19 protein-coding genes are annotated in these 20,213 nt (G+C 66.9%); 10 read left to right on the top strand and 9 right to left on the bottom strand.

All coding sequences use genetic code 11. From position 1 onward, the window contains the following. Position 1: 1 nt before the first annotated feature. Both ABE454_RS08350 and ABE454_RS08345 read right to left on the bottom strand, forming a co-directional pair. A complete protein-coding gene (locus ABE454_RS08350; protein ID WP_346530823.1) occupies positions 2-1,180 on the bottom strand; it encodes a vWA domain-containing protein in 1,179 nt (392 codons plus the stop codon). A gap of 20 nt (positions 1,181-1,200) precedes the next feature. Continuing rightward, a complete protein-coding gene (locus ABE454_RS08345; protein ID WP_346530822.1) occupies positions 1,201-1,716 on the bottom strand; it encodes a GNAT family N-acetyltransferase in 516 nt (171 codons plus the stop codon). A gap of 247 nt (positions 1,717-1,963) precedes the next feature. Here ABE454_RS08345 and ABE454_RS08340 point away from each other — a divergent pair, with 247 nt between their 5' ends. From ABE454_RS08340 to dxs, 5 genes are all read left to right on the top strand, one after another. Then, entirely contained in the window at positions 1,964-2,602 is a 639-nt protein-coding gene (locus tag ABE454_RS08340) for a histidine phosphatase family protein (protein WP_346530821.1), read from the top strand. A 92-nt stretch (positions 2,603-2,694) separates the two neighbouring features. Beyond that, positions 2,695-2,952: an exodeoxyribonuclease VII small subunit gene (locus tag ABE454_RS08335; protein WP_346530819.1), complete on the top strand. Its 258-nt coding sequence runs from the start codon at positions 2,695-2,697 to the stop codon at positions 2,950-2,952. Then, positions 2,952-3,311 (top strand): tRNA-binding protein, encoded by a 360-nt coding sequence (locus ABE454_RS08330; RefSeq protein ID WP_346530817.1) that lies wholly within the window; start codon positions 2,952-2,954, stop codon positions 3,309-3,311. The genes ABE454_RS08335 and ABE454_RS08330 overlap by 1 nt, the downstream gene beginning before the upstream one ends. 35 nt (positions 3,312-3,346) lie before the next feature. Then, positions 3,347-4,219 carry a polyprenyl synthetase family protein gene (locus ABE454_RS08325; protein ID WP_346530912.1) on the top strand — a complete coding sequence of 291 codons (873 nt, stop codon included), beginning with the start codon at positions 3,347-3,349 and terminating at the stop codon, positions 4,217-4,219. A gap of 67 nt (positions 4,220-4,286) precedes the next feature. Further along, positions 4,287-6,197 carry a 1-deoxy-D-xylulose-5-phosphate synthase gene (dxs, locus tag ABE454_RS08320; protein WP_346530815.1) on the top strand — a complete coding sequence of 637 codons (1,911 nt, stop codon included), beginning with the start codon at positions 4,287-4,289 and terminating at the stop codon, positions 6,195-6,197. Here the strand turns inward: dxs and ABE454_RS08315 are convergent. Continuing rightward, on the bottom strand, positions 6,194-6,757 hold the full coding sequence (locus ABE454_RS08315; RefSeq protein ID WP_346530813.1) for a TetR/AcrR family transcriptional regulator: 564 nt from the start codon (positions 6,755-6,757) through the stop codon (positions 6,194-6,196). The genes dxs and ABE454_RS08315 overlap by 4 nt on opposite strands. 105 nt (positions 6,758-6,862) lie before the next feature. Here ABE454_RS08315 and ABE454_RS08310 point away from each other — a divergent pair, with 105 nt between their 5' ends. Further along, complete coding sequence (locus tag ABE454_RS08310) at positions 6,863-7,357, top strand: HPP family protein (protein WP_346530811.1); 495 nt, start codon at positions 6,863-6,865, stop codon at positions 7,355-7,357. A 7-nt stretch (positions 7,358-7,364) separates the two neighbouring features. Here ABE454_RS08310 and ABE454_RS08305 read toward each other — a convergent pair whose 3' ends face one another. Further along, positions 7,365-8,651, bottom strand: a complete 1,287-nt coding sequence (locus ABE454_RS08305) for a lytic murein transglycosylase (RefSeq protein WP_346530911.1) — start codon at positions 8,649-8,651, stop codon at positions 7,365-7,367. Between the two features lie 385 nt (positions 8,652-9,036). Here ABE454_RS08305 and ykgO point away from each other — a divergent pair, with 385 nt between their 5' ends. From ykgO to ABE454_RS08285, 4 genes are all read left to right on the top strand, one after another. Next, positions 9,037-9,162, top strand: coding sequence for a type B 50S ribosomal protein L36 (gene ykgO / locus ABE454_RS08300; protein ID WP_003165750.1), 126 nt, complete (start codon positions 9,037-9,039; stop codon positions 9,160-9,162). Positions 9,163-9,468: 306 nt separating this feature from the next. After that, the gene (locus tag ABE454_RS08295; RefSeq protein WP_003165749.1) at positions 9,469-9,741 is read left to right on the top strand and encodes a DUF2312 domain-containing protein; all 273 of its coding nucleotides are present in this window, start codon (positions 9,469-9,471) and stop codon (positions 9,739-9,741) included. Positions 9,742-9,935: 194 nt separating this feature from the next. Beyond that, a complete protein-coding gene (locus ABE454_RS08290; protein ID WP_346530809.1) occupies positions 9,936-10,247 on the top strand; it encodes a hypothetical protein in 312 nt (103 codons plus the stop codon). A 66-nt stretch (positions 10,248-10,313) separates the two neighbouring features. Further along, positions 10,314-10,868 (top strand): hypothetical protein, encoded by a 555-nt coding sequence (locus tag ABE454_RS08285; RefSeq protein WP_346530808.1) that lies wholly within the window; start codon positions 10,314-10,316, stop codon positions 10,866-10,868. Positions 10,869-10,915: 47 nt separating this feature from the next. Here ABE454_RS08285 and ABE454_RS08280 read toward each other — a convergent pair whose 3' ends face one another. From ABE454_RS08280 to ABE454_RS08260, 5 genes are all read right to left on the bottom strand, one after another. Continuing rightward, complete coding sequence (locus ABE454_RS08280; protein WP_346530806.1) at positions 10,916-11,566, bottom strand: hypothetical protein; 651 nt, start codon at positions 11,564-11,566, stop codon at positions 10,916-10,918. Positions 11,567-11,678: 112 nt separating this feature from the next. Then, entirely contained in the window at positions 11,679-13,148 is a 1,470-nt protein-coding gene (locus tag ABE454_RS08275) for a sigma-54-dependent transcriptional regulator (protein WP_346530804.1), read from the bottom strand. A 114-nt stretch (positions 13,149-13,262) separates the two neighbouring features. Continuing rightward, entirely contained in the window at positions 13,263-15,059 is a 1,797-nt protein-coding gene (locus ABE454_RS08270; protein ID WP_346530803.1) for a DUF4153 domain-containing protein, read from the bottom strand. Positions 15,060-15,279: 220 nt separating this feature from the next. Then, positions 15,280-16,755, bottom strand: a complete 1,476-nt coding sequence (locus ABE454_RS08265; RefSeq protein WP_346530802.1) for an amidohydrolase — start codon at positions 16,753-16,755, stop codon at positions 15,280-15,282. An 83-nt stretch (positions 16,756-16,838) separates the two neighbouring features. Continuing rightward, positions 16,839-19,907, bottom strand: a complete 3,069-nt coding sequence (locus ABE454_RS08260) for a TonB-dependent receptor plug domain-containing protein (protein WP_346530800.1) — start codon at positions 19,905-19,907, stop codon at positions 16,839-16,841. Between the last annotated feature and the right edge of the window lie 306 nt (positions 19,908-20,213).

The raw sequence follows: 20,213 nt of genomic DNA, 5'->3' as shown, positions 1-20,213 counted from the left end.
GCTATCGCGCCAGCGTCCGCATGGCCCGTTCCAGCCCCTCCAGCGTCAGGGGGAACATGCGGTGCTCCATGGTTTCGCCGATCAGGCCGACCGAGGGGGTGTAGCTCCAGTGGCGCTCGGGCACGGGGTTCAGCCAGACCGACTTGTCCCACTGTTCGCGGGCGCGTTTCAGCCAGACGGCGCCGGCTTCCTCGTTCCAGTGCTCGACCGAGCCGCCGGGCATGGTCACTTCATAGGGCGACATGGTCGCGTCGCCGACGAAGATGGCGCGCCAGTCGCCGGGGTATTTGTGGATCAGATCCCAGGTCGGGATGCGTTCGCTGTGGCGTCGGCGGTTGTCCTTCCATACCCCTTCGTAGAGGCAGTTGTGGAAGTAGAAGAACTCCAGGTTCTTGAACGCGCTGCGCGCGGCCGAGAACAGTTCTTCACACAGCTGGATATGGCCGTCCATCGAGCCGCCGACGTCGAGGAACAGCAGCACCTTGATCGTATTGCGCCGCTCGGGCCGCATCTGGATGTCCAGCCAGCCCTGACGCGCCGTGCCGTCGATGGTGCCGTCGATGTCCAATTCCTCGGCCGCGCCTTCGCGGGCGAAACGGCGCAGGCGGCGCAGGGCCACCTTGATGTTGCGCGTCCCCAATTCGACCGTGTCGTCGAGGTTTTTGTATTCGCGCTTTTCCCAGACCTTGACCGCCCGGCCGTGACGGCCGGGGCCGCCGATGCGGACGCCCTCGGGGTTGTAGCCGCCGTGGCCGAAGGGGCTGGTTCCGCCCGTGCCGATCCAGCGGTTGCCGCCCTGATGGCGCTCCTTCTGTTCTTCCAGACGCTGCTTCAGCGTCTCCATCAGCTGATCGAACCCGCCGAGCGCCTCGATCTGGGCCTTCTCTTCGTCGGTCAGGTATTTTTCGGTCAGCAGGCGCAGCCAGTCCTCGGGGATGTCGGCGGTGATGTCTTCGCCGGGGCTGACGCCCTCCAGCCCCTTGAACACCTTGCTGAAGACCTGATCGAAGCGGTCGTAGTGTTTCTCGTCCTTGACCAGGACGGCGCGCGACAGGTGGTAGAAGGCCTCGACGTCGCGGCCCCCCACGCCCTTGTCCATGGCCTCCATCAGATGGAGCCATTCCTTGAGCGACACAGGCACCTTGGCCTCGCGCAGGGCGGTGAAGAAGGGCAGCAGCATGGGCTTAGACTGGCCCCGGCCTAGCCGCGCCGCAAGATGAACTCGTCATCCATCCAGGCGCCGACCGGATATTGATACTCGCCCGCCTTCTCGAAGCCGTAGGCGGCGTACAGTTTCTGAGCCTTCAGATTGCCGCTCCAGACGCCGATCCACAGGGGGCCGTCGGTGTTGGCCTGCATCCAGTCCAGCGAGATTTTCAGCAGTTGCGTGCCAAGGCCCAGTCCCTGCGCCTGCTTGCCGACATAGAGGCGGCGCAACTCGGCGTGGCTGGCGCGGCCGTCGGGGTGGGGCAGGGTGTTCGGCCCGGCGTTGGCGAAGGCCAGCAGGTCGCCGTCGCGTTCGGCCACCCACCAGGCGGCGCCGGGCTCATCCAGTTTCCTGCCGATGGCTTCGGCGTTGAAACCGGCGTCGAGAAAGGCGGTCAGGTCGGCCGCAGGATAGGGAATGCCGAAGCCGGTGACGAAGGTGTCGATGAAGGTCTGTCGCCCCAGAACGGCCAGTGCGGCGGCGTCTTCGGGGCGGGCGGGACGGATCACAGGGGCGCTCATTTGCGACGCATAGCGCTGCGCGGGGGCCGGGTGAAGGCGCGGCGGGACGCGCTACGCCCTGTTCATCGCATCATCATCAGCTTTGCGTGGTTGCAGGGGCGCGCGGCGAGAGCTACCACCTTTTTCCAAGGTGCGTCGTCGGCGATGCACGCCAATGCTGGGATCGGGGAGGTTACGGGACGCCAAGGCCTTGGTTTCACAGGCTGATCCCCATGCTATGACTTCTCCTGCACTCATGACTCATTCCGAATCCCCAGTTCAGACGCCGGTCGCGGCCGCTCGCTCCGCCGAGGCTGAGGCCGTCTATGGGGCCATCACTCTGGCCCGCCACGGCGAACCGGCGCTGTCGCGCAAATGCATGATCACCTCGGATCAGTATCGCGACTGGTGGGGCCGCTATGAGATCGGCGGTCTGCGCGCGGGCCAGACGCCGCCGCAGGCCCTGCTGACAGCGGCCGAGGGGGCCGGGGCCATCTACGCCTCGACCCGTCCGCGCGCGCAGGAAACCGCCCGCGCCGTGGCGCCGGACCGCGACGTGCTGGTCGACGCCCTGTTCATCGAGGCGCCGCTGCCGCCGCCCCATTTCCCGGCGTGGATCAAGCTGTCGCCGCGTTACTGGGGCGTGATCGCCCGCATCTGGTGGCACGCCTTCAACCACCATGAGGGACAGGAAACCCGCGCCGAGGCCGAGGTCCGCGCCGATCAGGCCGCGCGCGTGCTGATCGCCCGCGCCTCGGAAGGCCATGATGTGCTGGTGCTGGCCCACGGCTATTTCAACCATATGGTCGGCCAGCGTCTGAAGGCGCACGGCTGGCGTCTGGCCCACAACCAGGGCTTCAAATACTGGTCCCAGCGCCGTTTCGTGAAGCGCTGAGCCGCCTGTTCCGCGCGGCGGGGCGGGGGTGACGATCTGTGACGGCTTTCGCCGTTGATGCGGCGTCGTCGCCTCTCTAGGTTGCCCGCATCATGACCGACGCATCCGCTTCCCCCGCCGTGCCCGCCGACCTCAGCTTCGAGGACGCCCTGTCGCGCCTTGAAGGCATCGTCTCCCGTCTGGAATCGGGTCAGGCGCCGCTTGAGGAATCCATCGCCCTTTACGAAGAAGGCGCACGGCTGAAGGCCCATTGCGAGGCGCGGCTGAAGGCCGCCCAGCTGCGGGTCGAGAAGATCGTGGTCGGCGCCGATGGTCAGGCCAAGGGCGCCGAACCGGCGGAGTTCGGCTGATGTCGGACGCCAGCGCCATCGCCCCGCAGATCGGTTTCGACGACTTCATGAAGGTCGACGTGCGCGTCGGTCAGATCATCAAGGCCGAGCCTTTTCCCGAAGCGCGCAAGCCCGCCTATAAGCTGACCATCGACTTCGGCGACGTCATCGGCGTCAAGAAATCCTCGGCCCAGATCACGCACCACTACACGCTGGACGAGCTGAACGGCCGCAAGGTCGCCGCCGTCGTCAACTTCCCGCCGCGCCAGATCGGCCCGGTGATGTCCGAGGTGCTGACGCTCGGTTTCCCGGACGGAGACGGCAATGTCGTGCTGGTCGGCGTCGACCGCGACCTGCCGCTGGGCGGGAGACTGTTTTGACCGTTCTGGCCGCCAATTCGCCCGAACAGGCCGTCATCGACCGCGTGGCGGAGGTCGCCGATGTGGTCACGGTCGCGCTGGATGAGCTTCTGCCGCGCGCCGAGGGGCCGGAGGTCCGCCTGACCGAGGCCATGCGTTACGCCGCCCTGGGGCCGGGCAAGCGCCTGCGTCCCTTCTTCGCCATCGAGGCGGGCCGGATGCTGGAGGCTGACGACCGGGCCGTCCTGCGCGCCGCCTGCGCGCTGGAATGCGTTCACGCCTATTCTCTGGTGCATGACGACCTGCCGGCGATGGACGACGACGACGTGCGGCGCGGCCGCCCGACCCTGCACATCGCCTATGACGAGGCGACGGCCATTCTGGCGGGCGATGCGTTGCAGACGGCGGCCTTCGACATCATTCTGGATGAAGACACCCACGACGACGCGGCTGTGCGCTGTGAACTGGCGCGGCGTCTGTCTTTTGCGTCTGGCGCGCGCGGCATGGCGGGCGGGCAGATGATCGACCTGATGGGGGTGCGCGACGATCTGGGCGGGGTGGCCCGGATGCAGCGTCTGAAGACCGGCGCCCTGTTCGCCTACGCCTTCGAGATTCCGCTGATCGTGGCCGACGCCAACGAAGCCGCGTGGCACGCCCTGACCAGCTTCGCCCACGATATCGGTCTGGCCTATCAGATCGTCGACGATGTTCTCGACGCCGAAGGCTCGGCCGAGGAGATGGGCAAGGCGGCGGGCGGCAAGGATGCGGCGCTGGGCAAGACCAACTTCGTCACCCTGCTGGGCGTCGATGCGGCGCGACAGAGGGTCGCGCATCTGGCCGATCAGGCCCGCTCGCACCTTGATCTGTTCGGCCACGATGCCGAAATCCTCAAAGCCAGCGTGGACTTTGTGCTTAAACGCCGGTCCTGATAGGAAACGCGCCCGCCCTCAGCGGGTTACTGTTTGACGCTCCGTCGTCTGAAGGCCCCCGATCCCCATGCCCAACACCCCGCTGCTCGACACCGTCAAGTTTCCCGCCGACACGCGGGGCTTCGACATTCCCCAGCTGAAACAGCTGGCGGACGAGGTGCGGGCCGAGACCATCGACGCCGTCTCCGTGACCGGCGGCCACCTGGGCGCGGGTCTGGGCGTGGTCGAGCTGACGGTCGCCCTGCACCACGTCTTCGAGACGCCGCAGGACATCCTGATCTGGGACGTCGGCCACCAGTGCTATCCGCACAAGATATTGACCGGGCGGCGCGACCGGATGCGCACCCTGCGTCAGGGCGGCGGCCTGTCGGGCTTCACCAAGCGGTCCGAGAGCGAATACGACCCCTTCGGCGCGGCCCACGCCTCGACCTCCATCTCGGCGGCGCTGGGTTTCGCCGCCGCGCGCGACGCCAAGGGCGGAAACAACCGCGTCGTGGCCGTCATCGGCGACGGCTCCATGTCGGCGGGTATGGCCTATGAGGCGATGAACAACGCCGCCGAGGCCACCAGCGGCCAGCTGATGGTCATCCTGAACGACAACGACATGTCGATCGCCCCGCCGGTCGGCGGCATGAGCGCCTATCTGGCCAAGCAGGTCTCGGGCGGCGCCTATCAGAACATCCGCAAGGTCGGGAAGAAGTTCGTCGACCATATGCCGCGCCCCTTCCGCGACGCCGCGCGCAAGGCCGAGGAATACGCCCGCGGCATGATCGTCGGCGGCACCCTGTTCGAGGAACTGGGCTTCTACTACGTCGGGCCGATCGACGGTCACGACATGGAGAATCTGGTCCCCATCCTGAAGAATGCGGCGGCCATCACCGACCGCCCGGTGCTGGTCCACGTCGTCACCCAGAAGGGCAAGGGCTACGCCCCGGCCGAGAGCAGCGCCGACAAGCTGCACGCCGTGGTCAAGTTCGACGTGGTGTCGGGCAAGCAGGCCAAGGCCGTGTCCAACGCCCCCAGCTACACCAAGGTGTTCGGGACCGAGCTGATCAAGCACGCTGAAGTCGACCCGACCATCATGGCCATCACCGCCGCCATGCCGTCCGGCACGGGGCTGGACCTGTTCGGCCAGGCCTTCCCGGACCGCACCTTCGACGTCGGCATCGCCGAGCAGCACGCCGTGACCTTCGCCGCCGGTCTGGCCGCCGACGGGATGAAGCCGGTCTGCGCCCTGTATTCGACCTTCCTCCAGCGCGGCTATGACCAGGTCGTGCACGATGTGGCGATCCAATCCCTGCCGGTGCGCTTCGCCATGGACCGCGCCGGTCTGGTCGGGGCCGACGGCTCGACCCACGCCGGGTCGTTCGACATCGGCTATATGGGCGCCCTGCCGGGCATGGTGCTGATGGCCGCCTCGGACGAGGCCGAACTGGCGGCGATGATCTCGACCTCGCTGGCCATCGACGACCGCCCCAGCGCCTTCCGCTATCCGCGCGGCGATGGCGTCGGCGTCGACATCCCCGAACTGGCCGCCCCGCTGGAGATCGGCAAGGGCCGCATCGTCCGCGAAGGGACTTCGGTCGCCATCCTGTCGCTGGGCACGCGCCTGCAGGAATCGCTGAAAGCCGCCGACATGTTGGCCGCCAGGGGCGTGCCGGCCACCGTCGCCGACGCCCGCTTCGCCAAGCCGCTGGACGCCGACCTGATCCTGCGCCTCGCCCGCGAACACGAGGCGCTGATCACGGTGGAAGAGGGCGCCATGGGCGGCTTCGGCGCCTTTGTGCTTCAGCTTCTGGCCGAGAAGGGCGCGCTGGACGGCGGGCTCAAGATCCGCACCCTGCACCTGCCTGATATCTTCCAGGATCAGGACAAGCCCGAGGTCATGTACGCTCAGGCCGGTCTGAACGCCGAACACATCGCCGCCGCCGCCGTAACGGCGCTGGGCGTCGACGCCAGTCGGGCGGTACGGGCTTAAAGCGACCCGGGTGACGCCGGGGAGGGCAGCAGACGCTGCGCTGTGTCCTTGATATTGCCGGTAAAGGCCGCTGGGCCGCCGATGCCGGTCGTAACCATATAGCCTTCGGCCAGCAGGTAGAGGGTGGCGGAGACCGCTGTGGCGTCCGCCTGTGCGGCCAGATCGGCCAGATAGGCGCGGAAGCGCGCTTTATGGCGGCGGGCGGCCTCGGTGATGGCGGGCGAGACGCCGCCCAGTTCACCGAAGGCGTTGGTCCAGGCGCAGCCCCGATGGCCGGGGCCTTTCAGCCAGTTTTCCAACCAGTGGAAGACCGCTAACACGCGTTGATTCGGGGCGGTTTCGCGTGCGACGTGGGCGACTAAGGCGGCGTGCCACCGGTCGTCGCGGCGGTCCAGCATGGCGACGGCCAAGGCGTCCTTGCCCTTGAACAGGGCGTAGATCCGCTTGAGCGGCAGGCCGCTCGCGGCCCGGATCTCGTCCATCCCTACAGCCTGATAGCCCCGCGCGTAGAACAGGGCTTCTGCGGCGTCCAGCAGGCGGTCGGCGTCGTCGGCGGACATGGCGGCTCTCCCGTATTCGCTCTTGCCTGGAGAACGACCGTTCTCTAGGCGTTTCCTAACACGAGAACGATCGTTCTCAGCAATAGGGATGTTGGCTCTGTGGAGATGAATCCAAGCCGTGTCTGGATCAGCCGGGCGCCGGAGCGGCCCGCCGTTCGCGTGGTGGTCATTGCGACCCTGACGTCGTCGGCGGCGCTGCTTTGTCTGGTCGCTCTGGGCCGACTGAGCGGTCATATGCTGTTGGTTCCGTCGATGGCGGCCAGTATGGCGCTGATCGCGGGGGCGCCGGACCTGCCGCTGTCGCAGCCTCGAAACGTGGTCGGCGGACAGGTGCTGTCGGCCATGATCGGGGTGCTGACGGGGTTGGTCAGCCATTCCGCGTGGGCGGCGGCGCTGGCAGGCGCGATGGCGCTGGGAGCGATGATGGCTGCGCGCATGGCCCATTCGCCTGCTGCCGCCACCGCCGTGATCGGCGCGTTGCTGGTCAGCGGTCAGGCTAGCTTTGTCGCGGGCGTAGCGGTTGCGGCCTGCGTCCTGGTCGCTTTTGGCCTTGTCCGTGCACGCCTGACGGGCGCGCACTATCCTGCCTATTGGTGGTGAACGGCGTTCAGCGCGCCCGACGGATCAGTTCATCCGCCAGCACGTCCGTCAGGTATCCGTCCGCCGTCCGACCGTTCGCCTGTTGCCAGCGGCGCAGGGCGTTGCGGGTGTTTGTGCCGATGACGCCGTCGACGCCTTGGGTGTCGAAGCCCATGCGGGTCAGGGCCTGCTGGGCGCCGACGCGCTGGTCCCGCGTCAGGGGGCCGTCGTTGGGCCAGGAGGCTCTCAGCGCGGGCTTGCCCGCCACGCCGTCGGCGATCATGCCGATGGCCAGCGCATAGCTGACCGAGTTGTTGTAGCGGCGGATGACATAGTGGTTGGGCAGGGCCAGGAAAGCCGGGCCCTTGGCGCCCTGCGGCAGCAGGATGGCCGCGCCTTCGGCCGCCTCGGCGCTGTTGGGGGATGAGCCGTCGGCCAGCCGCACCCCGCGCGAGGCCCAGTAGGACCAGGGGTGTTTCGGCCCCTCGGCCTGGCTGTAGTCGAAGTTGGAGGGCAGGGTGACTTCATAGGCCCAGCCCTGACCGCGCTTCCAGCCCGCCTGAGCCAGCAGATTCGCCGCCGAGGCCAGGGCGTCGGCGTCCGAACCCCAGATGTCGACCTTGCCGTCGCCGTTCTGATCGACCCCCAGCTTCAGATAGTTGTCCGGCATGAACTGGGTCTGGCCCATGGCGCCGGCCCAACTGCCCTTCAGGCCTGCACGGTCGCGCTTGCCCGTCACCACGATGTCGAGGGCGTGCTTCAGCTGTTCCTCGGCCCAGTCGCGGCGGCGGCCGTCATAGGCCAGGGTCGCCAGCGAGCGAATGACGTCGAAATCGCCCTGAACCTGACCGAAGGCGCTTTCCTGCGCCCAGACGCCCAGCAGGATCTCGGTCGGCACGCCGTATTTCTGGGTCACGTCCCACGGCACGCGGTCGACGCGCTGGCGGGCCATGGCGATTCGCGCCGGGGTGGTGGCGTTCTGGATATAGACCCCGGCAGGGCGCGAGAATTCGGGCTGGTTGCGGTCCAGACGGATGACGCTGGGATTCGGCGTCACCCCTTCCAGTTCGCGGGCGTATTCCCATTTGCGGGCGCCGCCGTGACGATCAAGGAAGCTCTGCTTCCACGCATCGAAACTGGCGTGGTCATAGGCGTCGCTGAGATTCGGCTGGGCAGGCGGCGGCGTGGGCGCCGGCGTTGGGGGGGCGGGCTGGACCACGGGCGGCGGCGCAGGCTGCGGATGCTGCGGCGTGGGCACCATGGGGGTGCAGGCGGCGACCGAACCCAGCAGGAGAAGGCGATAGGCAATACGCATAGACACAGGCTAACGCCCCAAAATTCCTCGACCATTCACAAGCGCGCGAAGGCTGCTGAAGTTTCCGTAAAAAGGATGAAGCCGGGCTTAACCTTTTTGGAATGGACGATATGGTCGAGCTTGTATAAATGACGCCGTTCCCTGAGCGCTGGCCTGATGGCGGAGGGGCGACGCGTCGGACGTGCATGTCCGGAGAGCCTCCGTTCAACTCGGAGGTCAGGCCTCCAGCGGATTTTCCTGGCAGCGGGTTTCCCGACAGCGGATTTACCGGGCGGAATGTTGACGAAAGGCCAAGGCCTCTCTATACGATCGCCTCCGCCGCAGGTTCGCCCGCGGCTCTTTTGTTTTACTCGCCCTCACGGGCCTCCAACCGGGACATCCGACCATGAAGGTCCGTAGCTCGCTGAAGTCGCTGAAGGGTCGCCACCGCGACTGCAAGATCGTTCGTCGCAAGGGCGTTCTGTACGTCATCAACAAGACCGATCCGCGCTTCAAAGCCAAGCAAGGCTGATTACGCGCGACCGGCGCGCCTCTGCCTGATCAACGGGTAAGGCGCGCGCCGAACGTCGGTGGATGGGATGACTATCCACAGGGCCGCGGGCTTTGTCCGCGGCTTTTTCGCGTCCGGCGTTGAGTGCAGACGCGCGCCTGACTAGTGATTCTTTTTAGTCGCCCTAACGGCCTTTGGCCTGCTTGAGGGCGGTTTCGTTAGCCGCCCTAACGGCCTTCGGCCTGCTTGAGGGTGGGTTCTTTCTTGCCCTGACAAGCCCTTGGGCCTGTTGAGGGCGCAGCCTGATTTGAGTTCTGGAGTTCAGTCATGGACGACGCTTCCTTCGACGCCAGCCCCGACGTCCTGACCGCCACGGCGCAGGGTCGTCTTCGCTCCATCATCGAGCGCCTGGAGCGCCTCGAAGAGGACAAGCAGGCCGTCATGGTCGACATGAAGGAGGTCTTCGCCGAGGCCAAGGGCGAGGGCTATGACGTCAAGGTGCTGCGCAAGGTCCTGCGCCTGCGTAAGCAGGACAAGGCCAAGCGTCAGGAAGAAGAAGCGATTCTGGACCTCTACCTCTCGGCTCTCGGCGAGATCTGAGGGAGGCGGGCCTGAAGCGCACGCCCTTCAAGCCCCCCAGCGACCGCCCTTCACGCTCCAGCAGCCTGAAGGGCGGCGACTCGAGCAAGCTGCGCTCCAGCGGCTTCTCGCGCTCAAGCAGTCCGAAGGACGGTAGCGCGCCTAAGACTCGCTCAAGCAGTCCGAAGGACGGTAGCGCCTTTAAAACCAAGCTGTTGAGCCCTTGGGAGCAACAGCGGGAAGCGGCGAAGCGGTCTGCGCTCAACGCCCTGAAACGCGCCCGCCGCACGGCGGAAAAAGGAGGCGTTTCCCTGTCTGACTGGGAGGGGGAGTTCCTCGATTCTGTCGGCGAGAGGATTCGCGAACATGGCCGCGCCTTCGCGGACCCGGAAAAGGGCGCGCCGGGGCAGGCCCTGTCGGCCATGCAGGGCCGCAAGCTGAAAGAAATCACGGCCAAGGCCAAGGGCGAGCCGCGTCGATTCGCACCGCGACCCGCAAAGGCGCCGGACGGCGAGGCGGAAGATTAGCCGCAACGGCTTGGCTTGGCCGAGCGTTCAGCCCGCAGATATCCATCTGCCTGAAAGAGAAGACTGATGACACGCTTCGCCCCCATCGCCCTGTTGGGTCTGAGCCTGGCGCTGGCCGCCTGCGGGGAGGGACCGGGCGCGGCGCCGCAGGCAGCGTCGGAAGCGACGCCGGATCTCAGCGGCGGTCCGGCAGCGGCGCCGCAGGCGGTCAGTGCGGCGCCGGGTGCCGACCGGCCCTTGCCGACCGTCGACGAGGCGGCCGTGCGCGCCTTTGTCCGGGAGGATGGCGCGACGCTCGAGGTGCTGGCCTTTGACCGGGTCGGGTCGGTGTCGAAGGCGGGCATGGTCAAGGGTTATGGGGCGCCGGTCTACGCCGTGCCTGTGGCGACGGGACAGACGCTGAAGGTCGTCTTCAAGCCGTCGAACGCCAACCTGTATTTCAACATCAGCGATGCGGCCGATCAGAGCGGTGCGGCTGTGTTCCGGGGCGAGGTCGACGGTGAAACAGCCGAACTGAAGGCGGTGCGGGACACGACCTATGTCATCACGCCCTATCAGCCCCGCGCCATGGCGCGTCGCGGCTCTGAAGGCGGCTATGGTCTGACGGTCAGCCGCAGCTGAGGAAGGCGAAGGCGGCGACGGTCGCCGCCGCCTTCAGCGTCTCAGAATCAAGGCAGGGCCTTCAGGTTCGTGGCGGCCAGATAGGGCTGGTGGGTGCTGAGGGCGGCGGCGGCGCCGGAGACGCCCTCCTGTTCGATCAGGACCGTCAGGGCATAGCGGCCCTTCAGCACCGACATCAGGGGACCGACGCCGCCGCCTGCGTCCTTGGGCTCTACGCCGATGACGAAGGCTTCGCCGGTCGGGCCGTCCATGACCACCGGCAGATAGTCCGGGCCGCCGATCCGCTCCACGGCGCCGGGGGTATCAAGGGTCATCTGGCGCACGCCCTTCGTCATGCCCACGGCGGCGACCACGCTGTTGAAGGCCATCTGCTGCGTGCCGACCAGCAGTTCCGTCAGCGGCCCGGCGTCCTTGGGCGGCGGCACCTTGGAATCGATCAGCAGAATCTCGGCGCTGGCGCCTTCTTCGCCATAGGTCATGGTGATCGAAAAGGCCTCGCATTCGATCGACGTCAGGGCGTGGCCGGCGATCGTCTGCGCCGTCGGCATGGCGGGCAGCAGCGGATGGTTGGCGCACTCAGGCGGCGTGGCGACCTTGCCGAGACTGGCGGCCTCGGTTCTGGCGGGGTCCTCGTTGGAGCAGGCGGCGGTCAGGACGACAAGCGACGTCAGGGCGAGGGTGGCGGGGCGTCTGAACACGATGAAGGCTTTCCTTTTGGGGCTGGTGGTCCTGCTGGTGCTGGACGGGACGAAGGGGCCGAACCGCTATGGTCCGCCGTCGAACTGAGCCGATGAAGGAAGGCGGGCGGCGTCAGCCCGCTTCCTTGACCTGTTCCTCCAGCCCCTGTTCGCGGACCTTGCGGTAGAGGGTCGAGCGGCCGATGCCCAGACGACGGGCGATCTCGGACATATGGCCCGCATAGACCTCGATCGCGTGCTGGATCAGGTCGCGCTCGATCTGCTCAAGGGTGCGGACGTGGCCGCGGTCGTCGGTGATGCGGATCGGGCTGTCGTGATGGCCCTCTTCGTCGGGCGAGGCGGCCGGGGCCTCGCCGACAGGGCTGTCGGGCGCAGGCATGGCTTCCGATGCGGCGTCCAGCGGCACGGCGACGCCCGAGATGGCCGGGAAGTCGTGCGGCTGAAGCAGCGGCGAATCGGCCAGCACCAGGGCGCGATAGACGGCGTTTTCCAGTTGGCGCACGTTGCCGGGCCAGTCGTGGGCCTGAAGCAGGGCCAGGGTCTCGGCCGAGCAGCCGGTGACGCGCTTGCCTTCCTCGACGTTGAAGCGGGCGATGAAGTGGTCGATCAGGGCGGGGATGTCCTCACGCCGTTCGCGCAGGGCCGGGGCCTCGATCGGGAAGACGTTCAGGCGATAGAAGAGGTCCTCGCGGAAGGCGCCTTCCTTCACCTGCTGGGCCGGGTCGCGGTTGGTGGCCGAGATGATGCGGACGTCGACCTTGACCGGGCGCTTGCCGCCGACGGGATCGACCTCGCCTTCCTGAAGGGCGCGCAGCAGCTTGACCTGCATGTCCAGCGGCAGTTCGCCGATCTCGTCCAGGAACAGGGTGCCGCCGTTCGCCTCGACGAACTTGCCCGCGTGTTTCTCATGCGCGCCGGTGAAGGCGCCCTTCTCGTGGCCGAACAGGATGGATTCGACCAGATTGGCGGGCAGGGCGCCGCAGTTGACCGCCACAAAGGGCTTGCCCGCCCGGTCCGAGGCGCCGTGCAGGGCGCGGGCGATGACCTCTTTACCCACGCCGCTTTCGCCGGTGATCAGCACGGGAATGGAGGATTTGGCCGCGCGCTGGCCCAGCGCCTTGACCATGCGCATGGGGGCGCTGTCGCCGACCATGTCGTCGAAGGAGGTGCGGCCCGCAGCACGCTTTTTCAGGCGGCCGATCTCGGCGGTCAGCTGGGTCATCTGCAGGGCGTTGCGCACCCCGACCAGCAGGCGTTCAGGCCCGACCGGCTTGACGAAGAAGTCCTGGGCCCCGGCCTGCATGGCCTTGACCACCGTCTCGATGCCGCCGTTGGCCGTCAGCACGATGACCGGCGTGGTCACGCCCGCCGTACGCAGTTCGGCCAGCGCCTCCAGCCCCGACAGGCCCGGCATGACCAGATCCAGCAGCACCACGTCGGCGCCGCCGCCCTTGGTCAGGCGGTCGATGGCCTCGCCGCCCGATTCCGCGTGGACCACCGCATAGGACTCACGCTCCAGCACCGCCTGCAGCAGGCGGCGCTGGGTCGGATCATCGTCGACGACCAGAACGGTCTTGGCCATGAAAAACACCCTTCAACATCACCATCGGACGGCCGTCCTCGTTCAGGCGGGACTGGCTCGTTTCGAGACAACCCTAGACGGCAGGGAATGAAGATCGGGTTTCGGAGACCTGAGTCAGGGGTTAACGGAAGGGGGGCTTGGGCAGGCGGTTTCAGGCTCGAACCGTCCATTGACGGCGCCGAGGGCCAGATCGGGCCAGGCGGGCTCCGCCGTCTTCAGATCAGGATGTTTCAGCGCCTCGCGCAGGTCGCGGCCGCCGGGGCCGGGACAGTGCGGAACCTGATAATCGCCCTGATGAACCCAGCGGCCGTCGGCGTCCTGTGCGAACAGGGCGATCCTGTAGGTGGTCGCCAGCAGGATTTCTTCGCGTCCGTCGCCGTTCAGATCGCGTTGGGCGGCGACGCAGCCGACCTCCTTCGTGCAGGCGTGGCGGGGATCGTTGGACGGCGCGGGGTTCAGGAAGGCGGGGGGCAGGGGCCGGTCCTGCGGCCAGGGCGTGATGACCGGCGCACGCGGGGGGATGGAGGCGTCCTCGATGTCATAGCGCGAGGTCTTGGCCTGAACGGCCTTGGCGCGGCTGGCGATCTCGGGGTCGGAGGATTTCGCCAGATCGGCCAGAGCCGCGCGCCCTGCCTTGCCCGAGCCGAAGCGCAGGAAGGCATAGTCGAAATGCTCTGCGCTGACGGCGCCGCGCTTCAGCCGGGCGGTCTGGTCGTTGACCGACAGGCGGGCGGGGTCGGCCAGAGGGCTGAACAGGGCGAGGATGACCAGCACCGTCAGGACGGCGGCCAGCACATTCGTCCGCTCCAGCGGCTTCATCCACGCGGTCCTGCGCCACAGCGGCGACAGGGCGGCCCAGCCGTATCCGGCGGCGTACAGCACGCCGACAAGGGCGCAGGCCGAGGCGATGATGCGGTCGGGCGTCAGGCCGTGCTGGCCGATCCGCAGGGAAAGGCCCCACACGGCGATCAGGACCAGCGGCGTCAGCAGCACCGAGGCGACCCGCGCGGTGATCCTAAGGGCGGCGGGCGGCAGATTATCTTCGCGCCCGTCCTGATAGGCGGTGTTGATCAGCACGATCAGGGCGGCGGCGGCCGACAGCACAAGGGCCGTGGCGCTGCCCGTCTTCCACAATCCATCCAGCCCGGTGAATGGCAGGGCGGCCAGAAAACCCGCCACCAGCACGGTGATGACCAGCAGCAGCCACGACAGCAGCATCAGCGCCACCGTCCGCACGCCCCGGATCAGCGCGCCGCGCACATCGGTCAACTGCACCGCCACGGCGAAGACGAGGCAGGTGACGGGGATAGAGAACCATTCCTTGCCCAGCAGGTCGCTCAGGAAGCTGAGGCCGATGACCCGGAACAGGGCCGCGCCCAGAAACAGCAGCAGCCAGAAGGCGCCGGTGAAGCCCAGCGACAGGACCAGTTGCACCCCGGCTTTCCACGCCGTGTCGAAATAGTCGTCATAGTCGGCGATCCAGCGTCGGCCCTCGATCGCCGGCACGATCAGATGGTGGGCGATGAACAGGGCCGCAGCCGCAAAGGCCACGACGGGAAACCGCAGATAGGGCGGGCGGAAATAGTCGGTCGCCTGCTGGGCCGCATCGTGCCAGCCCATCAGGGCCAGCGCCGCCGCCGCGACCGCGCCCCATAGCGCCAGCGCCCTCAACCCCATCCGCCCGACGCCCGCCAGCAGCATGACCGGCGCGAAGGCGGCGGCCAGCACAAGGGCGGCGAACAGCGAAGGCTGTGTCGCAGGCCAGATCAGGGCGGCGCTGTCCGACGCCGAACGATACAGCAGATAAAGGATCAGGCCCTGCAACAGACCGATGCCGATGCGGACGACCGCGAGCCCGCGCGCGCCCTCCAGCGAGGCGCGGCCGGTGGGGGCGTGGTCGGAGTGGGTCATGGCAGACGTTTCCTGATCTTTACGGCAGGGTGACGCCGGACTGCACAAATGGAAAGTCCTCGCCGTTCCTTCTCCCCCTTCGAGGGGATGTCGCAGCCAACCAGAGTGCGATGGGTAATCGGCCTCTTCTCTGCATGAAAAAGGGCCGCCGAGCGTGTCGCCCGGCGGCCCCTTATTTGATCGCCTTCTCTCGCAGGAGAAGAAGGCTGCGGTTGCGATCTTAGTCGCGGTAGTTCAGCGCCGGGGCGCGGTCGCCCAGCAGGGCGCGGTACTGGAAGTTCGGGCCGCGGCGCTGTTCGAACTCGGCCTTGGCGGCGGCGATGGTGTCAGGGCTCTGGAACAGCTCGGCCGTGGTCAGGGCCAGAGTCTTGGCCGCGACGTGGGCGCCCTTCAGGCCGATGCTTGTGCCGGCGGCCACCACGTTCTGCCAGCTGTGGCCGGCAGAGCCAGGCACGAAGGTCGCCGTCGACAGACCGACCGTGGGCGTGACCCACGAGACGTCCGACACATCGGTCGAGCCGCCGAAGTCGCCGCCGATGATGGCGGGCTGGATCTCGCCGACGGTCGACAGGGCCGGGGCGTTCTTCAGCGTCTTCTGGATCTCGGCGCCCAGGGCGGTTTCCTCTGGCGTCCAGGTGATGGCGCCGACGTGGCGCAGGTTGCGGTCCATGACGTGCATCAGGGCTTCGTTCGGCAGCATGGAGTAGACGCCGCCGATGGCCTCGAACTCGACGCGGGTGCCGGTGCCCATGGCCGCGCCTTCGGCCGCCAGCTTCACACGCTCCAGCACGTCGCGGACGATTTCAGGGTCGGTGTGGCGGACGTAGTAGTAGCTCTCGGCATAGGCCGGGACCACGTTGGGCGCCTTGCCGCCGTCGGTGATGGCGTAGTGGATGCGGGTGCGGTCGGGGATGTGCTCGCGCATCATGTTGACCATGTAGTTCATGGATTCGACCGCATCGAGGGCCGAGCGGCCCTTGTCCGGGGCGGCGGCGGCGTGCGAGGCGGTGCCGTAGAAGCGGAACTTGCCCGAGACGTTGGCCATGGTCTCGCCCTGGCTGGCCGAGTTCACATTGCCGGGGTGCCAGTGCAGCGACACGTCGACGTCGTCGAACAGGCCGTCGCGGACCATGTAGACCTTGCCCGAGCCGCCTTCTTCGGCCGGGGTGCCGTAGACGCGCAGTTCGCCCTTGATGTTGTTGGCTTCCATCCAGGCCTTGACCGCGATGGCGGCGTGGACCGAGGCGGCGCCGAACAGGTTGTGGCCGCAGCCGTGACCGGCGTTGCCGCCAGCCGATTCCTGAATGGGGCTGAGGGTCTGGGACAGGCCGGGCAGGGCGTCATATTCGGCCAGGACGGCGATGACGGGGCCCGAACCGTTCTTGAAGCTGGCCAGGAAGGCGGTGGGTTCGCCGGCGATGCCCGGCGTCACGGTGAAGCCCGCGTCGCGCAACTGGCCCTGCAGCAGGGCCGTGCTCTGGGTTTCCTGATAGCCCAGCTCGGCGAACTTCCAGATTTCCATCGCGGCGTGGTCGAGCGCGTTCTGGTTGCTGTCGACTGTGGCGGTGATCTGCTGTCTCGCCTGGGCCGATAGTTCAGCGGCGGCGGCCGAGGTGGCGACTGGGGCAAAGGCCGTCAGGGCCGCAGCGACGGCGAGGGCGCGCAGGGAAGGGGATTTCGGGGACACAGGTTTCATGGATCGTTCCGTCTGACTGTTGTCTCAAATGAAAAGGGCGGGGGATATCGATCCCCCGCCCCGTCAGGTTTGCAAGATCGTTCTTAGAAGGTCTTGCGGATGTTGGCGTACCAGTAACGGCCGTAGGGCTGGTGAACCGTGCCCAGGTAGCCGTCGGAAGCCAGCGGCGGCTTCTCGTCGGTGATGTTGCGCACGCCGATGCGGACGGCGGTGCCGTGCAGCAGGCCTTCGTCGAACTCATACTCGCCGTACAGGTTGGCGGTGAGCAGGGAGTCGACCGTCCAGGCTTCGCCCAGGTTGTTCTTGAGCGTGTCCTGATAAACGCTGCCCGTATAGGAGGTGTAAGCCCCCACCGAGACGTTGTCGTAGCGCCAGGTCGCCGAAGCCGACCACTTCCATTCCGGACGGCCGCCGTCGCGGATCAGGTCGCCGGCCGAGCCCGAGAACGAGATGAACGGGTCGATGTCGCCCTTGGCCTGGGCGTCCATCAGTTCCTTCACCTGCGGCGACGGATCCAGATAGTACTTCAGCAGGTGCGAGACGTTGAAGTTGGCGTTGAAGTCGCCGAACTTGGTGCCGCGCAGGCTCCACATCAGGCCCAGGTCGATGCCCTGGACTTCCTGCGGCTGCAGGTTGTCGTAGCGGTCCATGACGTAGAGGATTTCGCCTGCTGCATCGAGACCGGCGGCAGCGAACAGAGCCTTGTCCTGAGCGGTGGCCTCAGCACGGACCACGTTCGGGTTGTAGCTGCCCTGCTGACGCAGCAGGTAGTCCAGCGTCAGGGCGTTCTGGCCGCGGAAGACGCCGACCATGCCTTCCTGCTTCACGTTCCACCAGTCGATGGTCAGGGTGAAGTCGCCCAGGTTGGCGGGCGTGAAGTCCGGCTGAACCACGACGCCGAACGACAGGGTTTCGGACTCTTCCGCCTTCAGATCCGGGTTGCCGGCGCGCTGTTCGGCGACGTTGCGACGGATGCGGGCGTTGTTGAACGAACCCTGAGCGCCGACGCACTCGTTCATGTTGGCGATGTTGCCGTTCAGGCGCAGCGCTTCACAGAAGATCCAGTCGGTGCTGCTGTTGTTGCGCGTCACCAGGCTGGCGTTGACCTGCTCCAGGTTCGGGGCGCGGAAGCCCTGAGCCCACGAACCGCGGAAACGCAGGCCGTCGGCCACGTCCCACGCCATGGCGATCTTCGGCTTGGCGATGTCGCCGAAGTCCGAATAGTGCTCGTAACGGCCGGCGATCTGGGCTTCCAGATTGTGGACGAACGGGATGTTCATCTCCGGCGAAACCAGCGGCACGGCGAACTCGAGGTAGGCCGAGTAGACGTCGCGCTTGCCTTCGGTGTCCGGGTTCGGCGAGGCGTTGATCAGGTCGCTGTAGACCGCGCCCGTCACGGGGTCGGTGAAGGTGACGGTGCCGTCGATGCGGCTGTCACGATCGTCCAGCTGGGTTTCGTGGCGGGCCTCGACGCCGGCGGCCATGCCGATGTGACCGGCGGGCAGGGCGAACAGGTCGGCGCGCGAAACCTTGAAGTCCCACAGGGTCAGGCTGGTTTCCGTGTAGCGGCGCATCTTGGTGCGGATCGCGTCCAGGGCCGCCTTGTTGGCGCCCGTGCCGCCCACCGAAGGGTTGGCCAGGTTGCTGCCCGCGAACGGGTTGTAGGCGTCAGGCGTCGACAGCGACATCTGACGGAACAGGGCGCTGGTCTCGATGTTGTCGCTCAGATCCTCGGCGCTGGCTTCGGAGTACAGCAGGGCGGTTTCCCAGTTCCAGCCGTTCCAGTCGCCGCGCAGGCCGCCCAGCACGCGATACTGCTTGTTGGTGACGTCGACCTGGATCGGGCCCATGTCGTCGAAGCGGTAGTTGCGCAGTTGCAGGTCGGCGCCGTCGGCCGGGGCGGTGATGCCCGGCAGGCGGTTCGGGTTCAGCGTGCCGTCAGCGAAAGCGATCGGGCCGAACGGGTTGTAGTAGTTCGACTTCGGAACCGTCAGCAGGATCGAGGACAGGGTGCCGATCGAGGCCTGACGCGCCGAGGTCTTGGCGTGGTAGCCGCCCAGTTCGCCGAAGGCTTCGACGTTGTCGTTGATCTGGAAGCGGCCGGTCAGGAACAGGTTGAAGCGGTCGACTTCCGGCATGACCGTCAGGTCCTGCGCGGCGGTGTCGGCGTACAGCTGACGGTCGACGGCGGTGCCCGAACGCAGGCACAGATCGTCGCCCATGTTGACGGTGCAGTTGGTGTTGATGCCCTGCGGCTGGATGCCGAAGGCGGTCAGATCCTTGGTGGCGCCGGGCAGGCGAACGCCCGGCGTCAGGACGTTGAAGCCGCCCCACGGCGACAGCGACGAACGGCCGTCCAGGCTGGAGACGTTCTCATAGCCGGTGCCGGCGAACAGGGCGCGCTTGTCCGACGAGGCGGTGTAGCCCTGATCCAGCGTCGAAAGCTCGGCGCGGTGGTCGTAGTTGAAGAACATCGAGATGTTCCCGCGACCGTCGAAGATGTCCTTGCCGCCATACAGCGAGAAGTTCGATTCCCACATGTCGGTGCCTTCGGCGGCGCCGTACTGGGCCGAGACGGTCCAGTTGTTCATGTCGTCGCGCAGGACGGTGTTGACCACGCCGGCCACGGCGTCGGCGCCGTAGATGGCGGCGGCGCCGTCACGCAGCACTTCCATGCGCTTCAGGCCCGACACCGGAATGGCGTTGGTGTTGTAGGTCAGGACCGGCACCAGGTGCTCGTTGGCCTGCGAGGTCGGGTGACCCACGACGCGGCGGCCGTTCAGCAGCACCAGGGTGTTGCCGATGCCCAGGTTGCGCAGGTTCACCGAGCCGGTGTCGCCGCGCGCCGAGTTCGAGCTGTTCGGCAGATAGGAAGAGTTGAACGCCACATCGCCCATCTGCGGGATCGAGCGCAGCAGTTCGTCGCCCGAGGTGGCGGCGGTGGACTGGATCAGTTCCTCGCCGACCATGGTGACGGGCAGGGCGGCCGTGACCTTGGCGCCCTTGATCTGCGAGCCGACGACGACGATTTCGTCGACCTGGGTGGGTTCATCGGCAGGAATGTCCTGAGCGATGGCGGCCGAGGCGCCGAACAGCGCCGTACTGGCCAGCATGGCGGCTTTCACGCCGTGCCTGGCAAAAATGGAACGCATACTGACTGTCATCCCCATGTCGTTTTTTCGCCAGGTCGTTCACTCGGATGAGCGACGCTTCCGCCTGGCTTGACCAATGATGTTTGAAGCGCGTCCCCCTGGTCACGACGCCCCTTTGTAAAGGGAAGAATCGTTGCGCCAGCTTGTTTCGGATGGTCCGCCTCGGCGCGGACTTGAAGCTGCCATAGTCGGGGCCGTCAACCTTGGCCGGACAAAAATTTGCGAATATCGGGGTTTTTTGAACGAATGTTCGCCATAAACGCGCCTCAAAGCACTGTTTCATGCAAGGCTTCGCCTGGGGCTTAA

Origin of the sequence: Brevundimonas diminuta (assembly GCF_039673845.1) — a bacterium.
Lineage (GTDB): Bacteria > Pseudomonadota > Alphaproteobacteria > Caulobacterales > Caulobacteraceae > Brevundimonas > Brevundimonas diminuta_E.
The sequence above is the reverse complement of the archived record's forward strand: the minus strand, read 5'-3'. Positions and strand labels throughout refer to the sequence as shown.